The organism is Streptomyces sp. CB02009 (assembly GCF_001905825.1).
GTDB lineage: Bacteria > Actinomycetota > Actinomycetes > Streptomycetales > Streptomycetaceae > Streptomyces.
Map to the genome: position 1 here is coordinate 548,905 of NZ_LIVV01000004.1, position 11,815 is coordinate 560,719.

General features: G+C 73.5%; 9 protein-coding genes and 2 tRNA genes. 9 read left to right on the forward strand and 2 right to left on the reverse strand.

Going from position 1 to position 11,815, the window contains the following annotated elements; all coding sequences use genetic code 11:
- The first annotated feature begins 18 nt into the window (after positions 1-18).
- Positions 19-564 (forward strand): SigE family RNA polymerase sigma factor, encoded by a 546-nt coding sequence (locus AMK27_RS18830; protein WP_073908966.1) that lies wholly within the window; start codon positions 19-21, stop codon positions 562-564.
- A 246-nt stretch (positions 565-810) separates the two neighbouring features.
- The gene (locus tag AMK27_RS18835; RefSeq protein ID WP_073908970.1) at positions 811-2,463 is read left to right on the forward strand and encodes a long-chain fatty acid--CoA ligase; all 1,653 of its coding nucleotides are present in this window, start codon (positions 811-813) and stop codon (positions 2,461-2,463) included.
- Positions 2,464-2,596: 133 nt separating this feature from the next.
- Here the strand turns inward: AMK27_RS18835 and AMK27_RS18840 are convergent, their stop codons facing one another.
- Together AMK27_RS18840 and AMK27_RS18845 are read right to left on the reverse strand one after the other, a co-directional pair.
- Entirely contained in the window at positions 2,597-6,670 is a 4,074-nt protein-coding gene (locus AMK27_RS18840) for a PAS domain-containing protein (protein WP_073908974.1), read from the reverse strand.
- A gap of 146 nt (positions 6,671-6,816) precedes the next feature.
- The gene (locus AMK27_RS18845) at positions 6,817-7,248 is read right to left on the reverse strand and encodes an SSI family serine proteinase inhibitor (protein ID WP_073908977.1); all 432 of its coding nucleotides are present in this window, start codon (positions 7,246-7,248) and stop codon (positions 6,817-6,819) included.
- Positions 7,249-7,622: 374 nt separating this feature from the next.
- Between AMK27_RS18845 and AMK27_RS18850 the strand changes: the two genes are divergently transcribed.
- The 7 genes from AMK27_RS18850 to AMK27_RS18880 all read left to right on the forward strand — a co-directional run bounded on the left by AMK27_RS18850 (position 7,623) and on the right by AMK27_RS18880 (position 11,806).
- Positions 7,623-7,713 (forward strand) — tRNA-Ser (locus AMK27_RS18850).
- A 232-nt stretch (positions 7,714-7,945) separates the two neighbouring features.
- A tRNA-Arg gene (locus AMK27_RS18855) sits at positions 7,946-8,018 on the forward strand.
- 106 nt (positions 8,019-8,124) lie between these two features.
- Complete coding sequence (locus AMK27_RS18860; RefSeq protein WP_030318096.1) at positions 8,125-8,490, forward strand: PH domain-containing protein; 366 nt, start codon at positions 8,125-8,127, stop codon at positions 8,488-8,490.
- A gap of 143 nt (positions 8,491-8,633) precedes the next feature.
- Positions 8,634-9,458, forward strand: a complete 825-nt coding sequence (locus AMK27_RS18865; protein ID WP_073908980.1) for a BRO family protein — start codon at positions 8,634-8,636, stop codon at positions 9,456-9,458.
- An 84-nt stretch (positions 9,459-9,542) separates the two neighbouring features.
- Entirely contained in the window at positions 9,543-10,457 is a 915-nt protein-coding gene (locus AMK27_RS18870) for a DUF2797 domain-containing protein (protein ID WP_079188502.1), read from the forward strand.
- An 85-nt stretch (positions 10,458-10,542) separates the two neighbouring features.
- Positions 10,543-10,878 carry an antibiotic biosynthesis monooxygenase family protein gene (locus AMK27_RS18875; RefSeq protein WP_073908989.1) on the forward strand — a complete coding sequence of 112 codons (336 nt, stop codon included), beginning with the start codon at positions 10,543-10,545 and terminating at the stop codon, positions 10,876-10,878.
- 67 nt (positions 10,879-10,945) lie between these two features.
- Positions 10,946-11,806, forward strand: coding sequence for an amidohydrolase family protein (locus AMK27_RS18880; protein ID WP_079188523.1), 861 nt, complete (start codon positions 10,946-10,948; stop codon positions 11,804-11,806).
- Positions 11,807-11,815: the final 9 nt, after the last annotated feature.

Here is an 11,815-nt window from a genome sequence, read left to right on the forward strand (position 1 = left end):
CCCTCCTAGCGTGGAGTCATGACTCCGCCACCCTCTGGCCCCGTCTGCGCCGGTGCCTCGCAGTACGCGTCGTACTCGACCTTCTCGTCGTACGTACGGGCGCGTGGGCCCGTGCTCCTGCGCACCGCGCGCTCCCTGACCGCCAACCCCTGCGACGCCGAGGACCTGCTGCAGACCGCGCTGGCCAAGACGTTCGTCGCCTGGGAGCGCATCGAGGACCACCGCGCCCTGGACGGCTACGTCCGCCGCGCGCTGCTGAACACCCGCACGTCGCAGTGGCGCAAGCGCAAGGTCGACGAGTTCGCCTGCGACGAGCTGCCGGAGCCCTCCGGCGTTCCGGAGCCGGACCCGGCCGAGCGTCAGGTGCTGCACGACGCGATGTGGCGCGCGGTGCTGAAGCTGCCCGAGCGCCAGCGCCAGATGGTGGTCCTCAGGTACTACGAGGACCTCAGCGAGGCCCAGACCGCCGAGGTCCTGGGAGTGTCCGTCGGCACCGTGAAGAGCGCGGTGTCGAGGGCACTCGGCAAGCTCCGCGAGGACCCGGAACTGACCCCCGTCCGCTAGGAAGCCGAGCACCGAGCACCGAGCACCGAGCCCTGGGCACCGAGCCCTGAGCACATGAGCTCCCAGCACCCAGCGCCGACCAACCAGCCTGCAAGCGGGACAAAACCGCCGCAATCGCCGCAGCGGGCCACTCGTGCCAGTGATCACTGGCATTTTCCGTACTCTCGGGTAGTGACATACCGCGCGGTACGTGCGCAGAATCGCCACACCCTTTCTGCCACGTAGCGCCCACCGGGAGGACGCCCCGTGTACAGCACCATGCAGGACGTACAGCTGACCGTGAGCCGCATTCTTCAGCACGGAATGACGATTCACGGAAAGTCGATCATCACCACCTGGACCGGCGAGCCCGAGCCGCAGCGCCGCACGTTCGCGGAGGCCGGAGCACGCGCGCACCAGCTGGCCAACGCCCTGCGCGACGAACTCGGGGTCACCGGAGACCAGCGGGTCGCGACCCTCATGTGGAACAACTCGGAGCACGTCGAGGCGTACTTCGCGATCCCCTCCATGGGCGCGGTCCTGCACACCCTCAACCTGCGTCTTCCCCCCGAGCAGCTGGTGTGGATCGTCAACCACGCCGCCGACCGGGTCGTCCTCGTGAACGGCTCCCTGCTCCCCCTCCTCGCCCCGCTGCTGCCGCACCTGCCGACGATCGAGCACATCGTGGTCGCGGGCCCCGGCGACCGTTCCGTCCTGGACGGCGCGGCCCCCCGCGTGCACGACTACGAGGAGCTGATCGCGGGCCGTCCGACCACGTACGACTGGCCCGACCTTGACGAGCGTTCGGCCGCCGCCATGTGCTACACCTCCGGCACCACCGGCGACCCCAAGGGCGTCGTCTACTCGCACCGTTCGATCTACCTGCACTCGATGCAGGTGAACATGGCCGAGTCGATGGGCCTCACCGACCGGGACACGACCCTGGTCGTCGTCCCGCAGTTCCACGTCAACGCCTGGGGCCTGCCGCACGCCACCTTCATGACCGGCATCAACATGCTCATGCCGGACCGCTTCCTCCAGCCGGCCCCGCTCGCCGACATGATCGAGCGCGAGAGGCCGACCCACGCGGCCGCGGTCCCCACCATCTGGCAGGGCCTGCTCGCCGAGGTCACCGCGAACCCCCGCGACCTCTCCTCGATGTCCCAGGTCACCATCGGCGGCGCGGCCTGTCCGCCCGCGCTCATGGAGGCGTACGACCGGCTCGGCGTCCGCCTCTGCCACGCCTGGGGCATGACCGAGACCTCCCCGCTGGGCACGATGGCCCACCCGCCGCACGGCCTCACGGCCGAGGAGGAGTGGCCGTACCGCGTCACGCAGGGCCGCTTCCCGGCCGGCGTCGAGGCCCGCCTGGTCGGCCCGGCCGGCGAACACCTGCCCTGGGACGGCGAGTCCGCCGGTGAGCTGGAGGTGCGCGGCACCTGGATCGCGGGCTCGTACTTCGGCGGCGTCGACGGCGAGGCCATCCGCCCGGCGGACAAGTTCAGCGAGGACGGCTGGCTGAAGACCGGTGACGTCGGCGTGATCAGCCCGGACGGCTTCCTCACCCTCACCGACCGCGCCAAGGACGTCATCAAGTCCGGTGGCGAGTGGATCTCCAGCGTCGAGCTGGAGAACGCGATCATGGCGCACCCGGAGGTCGCCGAGGCCGCCGTCGTCGCCGTGCCGGACGAGAAGTGGGGCGAGCGCCCGCTGGCGACCGTCGTCCTCAAGGACGGTGCCACGGCGGACTACGAGACGCTGAAGGCCTTCCTCGCGGACGAGGGCGGCATCGCCAAGTGGCAGCTCCCGGAGCGCTGGGCGATCGTGCCGGCGGTGCCGAAGACGAGCGTCGGCAAGTTCGACAAGAAGGTCATCCGCCGGCAGTACGCGCAGGGCGAGCTGGACGTGACGGAGCTGTAGTCACGGATCTCGTACCGGGTCCGGCCCCGGGCGCGGGGACGGACCCGGCGGGACGGGTGCGGGGAGGGCTTCGACGAAGCCCTCCCCGCACCCGGTCTCGCACCCGTTTCCGCGTGCGCGCGTCCGCGACCGGCTAGTTGGTGCCGATCTTCGCGAGCAGGTCGACGATCCGCGCCTGGACCTCGGCGCTGTTCGAGCGCTCGGCGAGGAAGAGGACCGTCTCGCCGGAGGACAGCTTCGGCAGCTCCTCCTCGGCGATGTCGGCGGAGGTGTAGACGACGAGCGGAGTGCGGTTGAGCTGCCCGTTCGCCCGCAGCCAGTCGATGATCCCGGCCCGGCGGCGGCGTACCTGCATCAGGTCCATCACCACCAGGTTGGGCCGCGTCTGGGTGGCGAGGGTGACCGCCTCGGTGTCCGTGGCCGCCCGCGCGACCTGCATGCCGCGCCGCTCCAGGGTGGCCGCGAGCGCCTCCGAGATGTCCTCGTTCTCCTCGATCAGGAGGACGCGGGACGGGTGCTGTTCGCTGTCGCGCGGGGCGAGCGCCTTGAGGAGCACGGCCGGGTCGGCGCCGTACGCCGCTTCCCGGGTCGCCTGTCCGAGCCCGGCCGCGAGGAGCACGGGCACCTCGGCGGCGACGGCCGCCTGACGCAGCGACTGGAGCGCGGTACGGGTGATGGGCCCGGTCAGCGGGTCGACGAAGAGCGCGGCCGGGAAGGCGGCGATCTGGGCGTCGACCTCTTCGCGGGAGTGCACGATCACCGGCCGGTAGCCCCGGTCGCTCAGCGCCTGCTGGGTGGAGACGTCGGGGGCGGGCCAGACGAGCAGCCGGCGCGGGTTGTCGAGGGGCTCCGGGGGGAGTTCGTCGTCGACGGGCCGCGGCGCGGGCCGGTTGGCGACCTCGACGGCGCCACCGGGGCCGTCGAGCGGCTCGGGGCCCTCGTCGGAGCCCTCGGCGGGTGCTCCTATGGCGTACGCACGGCCCTCGGGCGCGCGGGACGGCGTCTGCGCCGGGGTGTCCGCCTGCGGGTGCGGCCTGGCATCGCCGTGCGCCGGTACGGGGAGTGCCGCCGGGACCGGCGGATCGGCCTCCGGCGGGGTGGCGAGCCTGCGCCGCCGCCCGGAGCCGTTGGAGCCGCCCGTGCCACCGGCGCCGTGGGTGGGCACGCCGGGTGTCGCAGGGGCTTCGGGGGCGGGAGTGACGGCGGGGGCCGCCTGGCCCGGCGCGGCGGGCGGCGGGACGAACGGCACGCCCTGCCCGAGGGTGCGCACGCTGAACGCCCGCCCCTGGGTCGAGTCCTTCGGCATGGGCAGCTCGGGCGGCAGCGGTACGGAACCGGTGCCGTTGCCGGTCGGCCCGTTGCCGGTCGGCCCGGTCCCGGACGAACCGGTGCCGGATCCGGAGCTGGTGGTGCCCCGGGGCCCGGCCTGCGCGGCGGGCGCGGACGGGGCCGAGTCCTGGGCCTGCGGCAGGGGCTGCAGCGACGGCAGGGGCGGCAGCGGCTCCGGCTCGGGCGGCGGGGACGCGACGGCCCGGCGACGTCCGGTCGGCTCGGCCGACGGAGCGTGCTGCGCTGACGTGTGCTCGGCGCCGGGGACACCCCGTACGGCCTCGTGCTGCCCCTCGTCGGAGACCGGCAGCGGCCCGGCGACGGGAACGGGGGCGCCCGGTCCGGCGAACGGCGCCGCCTCCGGCTCGGCGGGACGGTCGGCGTCGGCGGGCGGGAGCGCGAACGGCGTCCGGGGCCCGGCATCGGCCGCCGCCGCCCGCTCCTGCGCGGCGGCGAGCGCGCGCCGACGGCGCCCGCTGGGCTGAGGCTCGGACGCGACCTCGGCGGAGGCCACGGCCGGCAGGGCGCGGGCGAGCGCGGTGGCCGACGGCGCACCCGAGGGCTCGACGGCGACGCCCTGCGGCGGCACCGCGGCGCCGAGTGCGGCCCGCCCCTGCGCGCCCTCGGCGGCGGTCACGACGGACCCCTCGGCGGGCCGGCCGCGTCGGCGTCCGGTCGGCTCGACGACGGAGACGCCGGGGGCGCCCGGGGCCGAACCGGCGGCTGGAAGGGCCTGCTGCCCGCCCGAGTTCTGCTGGGCCGGGATCAGTTCGGCGGGTCCGCCGGTGGCCTCCGCCGTACGGGCACGGCGACGCCCGCTGGGCTCGGCACCGCCCTCGGGCGCGAGCGAGCTCTCGAGGAAGGCGTCCGTGGAGCTGCGTCGGGCGCGTCGCCGTCCCCCGCCGGGGGCCTCCGAGGGCTCCGGGCCATCCGGGGCCGAGGACCCGGGGGCGAGCGCGAGAGCAGCGGAAGGAGCGGAGTCGCCGGCGGAACCGTCGGGAGCCGACGCACCGGAGGCGGCCGAAGAAGACCCCGCGGGAGCCGAAGCACCCGAAGCGGCCGAGGAACCCGAAGAGGCCGCCGAGGAACCGGAAGGCACCGGTACGGGCGCGGAAGCCTGCGCGGGCAGCGCGAGCGCCTCCCGACCGCCGCCGCCCGGCCCACTGCCCGGCCCACCGACCGGTCCGAGTGCGGGCCCGCCGCTCGACCCGCCGACCGGGCCGAGTGCGGGCGTGCCGGCCGGCGCGCCGCCCGATCCGCCCTCACGGCCCGTCGCCGCCGCGGGGACCGTGCCCCGCCCCGTACCGACCGGGACTTCGAGGACGTACGCGCCGCCGGTCGTCCCCGGCACCTCGTGCGTCTGGACGACACCGCCGTGCGCCGCCACGATGCCGCGGACGACCGGGCCGTGGACCGGGTCGCCGCCGGCGTACGGGCCGCGGACCTCGATCCGTACGACGTCACCGCGCTGTGCGGCCGCGACGACGATCGTGGAGTCGGCCGGCCCGGATCCCTGGGCGGTGGCGCGGTTCTTGCCGGTCGCGTCGACGCCGGCGACGTCCGCGACGAGGTGCGCGAGCGCGGTCGTGAGGCGGGCCGCGTCGACCTCGGCCTCGATGGGCGGCGCGTGCACGGCGAACTGGGCCCGGCCGGGTCCGATCAGGTCGACGGCGCCGTCGATGCCGGCCGTCACGACCCCGTCGAGGAGCGCGACGCGCTTGTCCAGGGTCTCCGCGCCGGCGTCCAGGCGCTGGTAGCCCAGGACGTTGTCGACGAGCGCCGTCATCCGGGCGTACCCGGCGGCGAGGTGGTGCAGGACCTGGTTGGCCTCGGGCCAGAGCTGTCCGGCGTCGTCCGCGGCGAGGGCGCCCAGCTGGGTGCGCAGCTCCTGGAGGGGGCCGCGCAGGGACTCGGCGAGGACGGCCGTGAGCTGCTCGTGCCGGGCGGCGAGGGAGGCGTACCGCTCCTGCTGGGCCTCCCGGTCGGCGGCGTTCCGCTCGGCGCGGTCGGCGAGTTCGGCGGTGTTCCGCTCGGTGAGGTCCTTGATCTCGGCGGCGTGTTCCTCGACGAGCTGCTCGTACGGCCTGCGGTCGGTGAAGGTCATGACCGCGCCGACGAGCTGGTCGCCGTCGCGGACCGGGGCGGTCGTCAGGTCGACCGGTACGCGGTCGCCCTTCTTGGCCCACAGGACCTGCCCGCGGACGCGGTGCTTGCGGCCGGACTTGAGGGTGTCGGCGAGCGGCGATTCCTCGTACGGGAAGGGCTCGCCGTCGGGGCGCTTGGCCAGGATCAGCGGGTGCAGCTCCTGGCCGCCGAGTTCACCGGCGCGGTAGCCGAGGATCTGGGCGGCGGCCGGGTTCACGAGGACGACGCGGCCGTCGGTGTCCGTGCCGACGACGCCCTCGGCCGCGGCGCGCAGGATCATCTCGGTCTGCCGCTGCGAGCGGGCGAGTTCGGCCTCGGTGTCGAGGGTGCCGGTGAGGTCCCGGACGACCAGCATGAGCAGCTCGTCGCCGGTGTAGCCGCCATACGAGTCGTAGGCCTCGCGGCCGTCCTCCAGGCTGGCGCTCGTCACCTCGACGGCGAACTCGCTGCCGTCGGTGCGGCGGGCGATCATCCGGGTCGGCTTGGTGCGGCCGCGCTCGTCGGTGCCCTCGGGGCGGCGCATGGAGCCGGGGATGAGGCGGGAGTCGAAGCCGGGCAGGAGATCGAGCAGGCCGCGTCCGACGAGTGCGGTGCCCGGGGTCTCGAACATGCCGAGGGCGATGGTGTTGGCGTTGACGACCGTGCCGTTGCAGTTGACGAGCACGAGGCCGTCGGGGAGGGCGTCGAGTATGGCTGCGAGGCGAGCAGCGCCCCGGGATGGCCTGCTGCTCACGACGACGTTCCTCCCTGACGCACTGCAACGTGCATGCCCTATCGGCCGGCCGGCCCCATCTTGCCCCTCGGGCCGCACCCTGTCACGGAAGGGAGTCTAAGGGAGCCTCCGGTGGGGGACCCCGGTCTCATCCCTCCCATCCCGTCTCATCCCCGGACAAGAGGAAGGACCGGCTCCAGATTCTCCCAGCGGTTGATCTCACAGCCGTTGGCGCGGGAGAAGCGGGCGTCGACCGTGCGGCCCTGCCAGGTGCCGGTGACGTGGGCGAGGGCGGGGCCGCCGTACACCTGGGTGCAGAGCTGGTCCGCGGGCACGGGCGCGAAGGGGTTCGCGCCCTCCTTCGCGAGCCGGTCGAGGCGCTCGCAGGCGTTCTCGCGCGCCGGGTGGTTCCCGGCGGCCCGGTCGTCGCACCTGAGCTCGAAGGTGCCGTCGGCGTCCGGATGCCCGCTCTCGGAGACGGCCACGGTGAGCCGCTCGGCGGGCGGCGGCGCGAGCAGGGGCAGCGGCGGAAGCGGGCCGAGCCCGGCGGTGCCTGCGGCGGCGGTGGCGAGGGACGCGAGGACGAGGCGGCGCAGCATGCGGATCTCCAGGAGCGGGCGGACGGGGAGCGGCGGTGCACGGAAGGACGCGGGCGCACGAGGTGCTCCCGCCCCGTCTAACGCTCCGGGAGCCGGGGCGTTGCGCAACCGGGGTGCGCCGGCCGGGCGGCGGGCACGGAAAGGGCGGGGGTGCGGGCGGGGCGGCGGGAGGGAGCCGGCGCCGAGTCCGCGCCGAGTCCGCCGCCCGGCCGGTGCCTCGGACGGCCCCGGCGGGCGCTGCGTCGGGCGCCACGTCGGGGCCGCTGGGCTTTGCCCTCGACCCCGGAGGGCTAGTACGGTGAGAATCGATTGGTGACAGCCGGTTCGCCTGTGTCATCATCTGCACGCACCACTCGCGTCCGCGCGGGGTGCATGGAGGCGTCGCCTAGTCCGGTCTATGGCGCCGCACTGCTAATGCGGTTTGGGTCTTAAAGCCCATCGAGGGTTCAAATCCCTCCGCCTCCGCCCCTACCGAAGCCCCGGCCCCACAGGCCGGGGCTTCGGCCGTTTCCGGCCCGGAGATCACCGCACCAGCTCCGCCCGCGATCCGGGCGCACCGATGCCCCGTGCGGTGTTTCCGCAGGTCACAAGGGGTGAGGCCAATGGATTTCACATGGCGGCGGCAGTCATGTAATGTTCTGTCTGTCGCCGCGAGCGGGTCGAAAGACCGGGGAGCGGAGGCAAGACAAAAGAACAAGCACTCGTAGCTTAACGGATAGAGCATCTGACTACGGATCAGAAGGTTGCAGGTTCGAATCCTGCCGAGTGCACAGTGGATCGAAGGCCCCGGACGAGAGTCCGGGGCCTTCGGCGTTGTGGGGGTGGGGGGTTAGGGTCGGATGATCGTTCTTTTCTCTTCTATGTGGGGGTTGGGGCATGGCGCTCTTCGGGAACGCGCACGCGATTGATCCGGCGCAGGCGCAGCAGGACTACGCGCGGCTGCTCGGGCAGGGGGAGCAGGTGCACGCCGCGTACCTGCTGATCCGCGACACCATCTTCTTCACCGACCGGCGGCTCGTGCTGGTCGACAAGCAGGGCATCACCGGCAAGAAGGTCGAGTACCACTCGATCCCGTACAAGAGCATCACGCACTTCGCGGTCGAGACCGCCGGCACCTTCGATCTGGATGCCGAGCTGAAGATCTGGATCTCCGGCAGCCAGCTGCCGGTCCAGAAGACCTTCACCAAGGGCGTCGACATCTACGAGGTCCAGGCGATCCTCACGCAGTTCGTCGCCCGCTAGGCGACGCGGCGCCTTCGTAGATGCGGGGGGAGGGATTTCGGGGGGTATACCCGGGAATCCCTCCCCTTTTGGGTGAACCTGTCTGATTTGCATGTCAGTTGAATATGCCTTCGTCCTAGCTTGCGAGGCGGAGGTGATGATCGATGGACGCGATCGACATCGATGACGTGGTGTACGCCGCCACCGGAGCGCCCCTGCGCCGGCTGACCGCGTACGACGGGACCCACTGGTTCCCCGTCGTGGACGTGGCCAAGCAGCTGGGGTACGCGGGGAGCCGGGAGGCGTTGCGGACGGTGGCGCTGCCCGGGACCTGCCTGGCGTCCGCGCGGGAGCTCGCCGGGGGCGAGGAGTTCTCCGGCCGGAGCGGGATCAGGGCGTCGACGCGGATGGTGAGCCTGCAGGGGCTCGTGCAGCTCGTCGGGGCCTGCCGGAGACCGGAGGCCGGGCCGTTCCGGGCGTGGACGGCCGAGGTCATAGCGGCGGTTCAGCGGTACGGGGGGTACGGGCTCGAACCCTCCCCCGTGCAGGGCGTGTTCGTGCTGCCGCCCGAGCTCGTCGACGTCCTCGTCCGGCTCGACGGGCAGTTCGACGAGCGGGCCGTCGCGTACACCGAGCACACCGAGTACGCGGAGCTGCTCCGCGAGACCCGGCGGAGCCTCTCAAGGGTCGCCGACTCCCTTGAACGGCTCGCCGTGCCCCGCCAGCGCGCCGGCGCCGTCGTCGCGCTCACCCCGCAGCAGCTCGTCGAGTCCTGGACGGTCACCGGGGACACGCACACGGTCGCGAGCTGCCTCGCCCCCGCCCTGCTCCGCGGCGGCGTCCGCCACCGGGCCCAGGACGTCACCCGGCGCACCGGTCTCTCCGCCGACCGGGTCCGGGAGTGCGTGCGGCTCCTCGTCGACCGCGGGTGCATCCGGGAGGTCGGCGGACCCGACGCCGACGGGGCGCGGATCTACGTCCTGCCCTGAGCCGTCACGACGACGATCCGGCCGGTCGGGCCGAAGGCGCCGGGAGGGTCGACCCGCGGGCCCGGGGTAGGGGACCGGCAGTGGATGTGGCGGAGACTGGACATCCGGGGAGCACAGGGAGGCGCGGGCGTGGAGTGGCGGTGTCGGGGGATCACCTGGAGCGGAGGCGTGCCCGGACTGCGGTGGCAGGGCGGGAGGGTCAGCGCGCTCGCGTACGGGCAGCGGCTCGCCTTCCGGGCCGCGGGGGAGCGCCGGTGCCCGGGGGCGCGGGGGAATCCCTGCCCGCTGGAGGCCGTCGTGCCCGGCCGGTCCACCGGAGGGCGGTGCGGCGCGTGCGCGCGGCTCGACCGGGCCCATTCCGTCGCCGCCGACACCTTCCTGGACGATCCGCAGCCGTACCGGGTGTACCTGGCCTGGTTCGGACCCGGGATGACCAAGGTCGGGATCACCGCGGAGGCCCGGGGCGACGCCCGGCTGCTCGAACAGGGCGCCGTCGCGTTCAGCTGGCTCGGGCGGGGCCCGCTGATGGCCGCCCGGCGGACCGAGGAGGTGCTGCGGCAGGCGCTCGGGGTTCCCGACCGGGTGGCGTACGAGCGGAAGCGCGCCGCCCGGCACGCCCTGCCGCCCGCCCCGGGCCGGGCCCTGGAGGTCCGGGAACTGTACGGGCGGGCGCGGGAGGTCGGCGGCTGGACGGAGACCCTGGAGCCGCTGGACTTCGCCGCACACGACCACGCCGCGGCCTTCGCCCTCGACGGACTGCCGACGTTCTCGGGCACGGTCACGGAACTGGTCGACGGGGGTGTCGTGTGTGGGCGGCTGCTCGCCGCGGCCGGGCCCGATCTGCACCTGCTCGACCCCGGCGGGCGCTGCCTCGCGCTCGACACCCGGCTGATGGGCGGGTGGGTGCTGCAGGGAGCCGGCGAGGAGGACGCCTTCTCCGCGCCGGTGTCGGAGGCGGTTGCCACCGTCGATCCGAGCAGTCAGGGAGAGCTGTTCTGAGGGCCCGCGACCCCTTCGTAAAGTCTTGGATCCCTTTCCCCGGGGGCCGTGGACATCCCCGCCCCGGCCCGGCGAGGGTGATCACATGACCCCCAAACTGGTGGCGGACATCGAACCGCCCTACTACACCGCTGTCTTCACCTCGATCCGGCCCGACGACCCCGAGGGCTACGCCGAGACGGCCGCGCGGATGGACGAGCTCGCCGGCGGGATGCCGGGCTTCCTCGGCCACGAGTCCGCCCGTACGCCGGGCGGCATCGGCATCACCGTCGCCTACTTCCGGGACCTGGAGTCGCTCGACGCCTGGCGGGTGCACGCCGAGCACCGGGCCGCCAAGGCGTACGGGCGGGAGCACTGGTACGACAGCTACAGCGTCCACATCGGCAAGGTCGAGCGGAGCTACAGCTTTGAGCGCGAGTAGCCGGAGCGGCGTGAGTGGTCCGAGTGACCCGGGTGGAGAGACCCGCGGGGCCCGCGAGAGCGAGGACATCCGGGTGCTCCTCGGGCGGTTGGGCATTCCTGGTCTCGTCGACGTGCACACGCACTTCATGCCGCAGAACGTCCTCGACAAGGTCTGGGCCTACTTCGACGCCGTCGGCCCCCTGACCGGCATGGAGTGGCCCATCACCTACCGCGAGGAGGAGGAGCGCCGGCTCGCCCTCCTGCGGGGCTTCGGGGCGGTCGCCTTCACCGCGATGCTCTATCCGCACAAGCCCGGCATGGCCGCCTGGCTGAACTCCTGGGCCGTCGACTTCGCCTCCCGCACCCCCGACTGCCTGCACACCGCGACCTTCTTCCCCGAGCCGGGCGTCGAGGGGTACGTCCACGAGGCGCTCGCCGCGGGGGCCCGGGTCTTCAAGGTGCACCTCCAGGTCGGCGGCTTCGACCCGAACGACACGCTGCTGGACCCGGCGTGGGGAGCCCTCGCCGACTCCGGGACCCCCGTCGTGGTGCACTGCGGCTCCGGGCCCACCCCGGGCAGGTTCACCGGACCCGGGCCCATGGAGCGGCTGCTCGCCCGCCACCCCCGGCTCCGGGTGATCGTCGCCCACATGGGGATGCCCGAGTACGGCGAGTTCCTCGACCTCGTCCAGCGGTACGAGGGCGTCCACCTCGACACCACCATGGCCTTCACCGACTTCAGCGAGCGGCTCGCGCCCTTCCCCCGGGCGGAGCTCAAGCGGCTCGTGGACGTCGGTGACCGGATCCTCCTCGGCTCCGACTTCCCGAACATCCCGTATCCGTACGCGCACCAGCTCCACGCCCTCGAACGCCTCGGGCTCGGCGACGACTGGCTCAGGGCGGTCCTGTACGGGAACGGCGCCGCGTTGTTTCACGTGAAACCCTGAACCCTGAAC

Excerpts from the sequence above, each read along its gene's own strand:
- AMK27_RS18830 (WP_073908966.1), top strand. The coding sequence starts at position 19 with ATGACTCCGCCACCCTCTGGCCCCGTCTGCGCCGGTGCCTCGCAGTAC.
- AMK27_RS18865 (WP_073908980.1), top strand. The coding sequence starts at position 8,634 with ATGGACGCGATCGACATCGATGACGTGGTGTACGCCGCCACCGGAGCG.
- AMK27_RS18875 (WP_073908989.1), top strand. The coding sequence starts at position 10,543 with ATGACCCCCAAACTGGTGGCGGACATCGAACCGCCCTACTACACCGCT.
- AMK27_RS18870 (WP_079188502.1), top strand. The coding sequence starts at position 9,543 with ATGTGGCGGAGACTGGACATCCGGGGAGCACAGGGAGGCGCGGGCGTG.
- AMK27_RS18845 (WP_073908977.1), bottom strand. The coding sequence starts at position 7,248 with ATGCTGCGCCGCCTCGTCCTCGCGTCCCTCGCCACCGCCGCCGCAGGC.
- AMK27_RS18860 (WP_030318096.1), top strand. The coding sequence starts at position 8,125 with ATGGCGCTCTTCGGGAACGCGCACGCGATTGATCCGGCGCAGGCGCAG.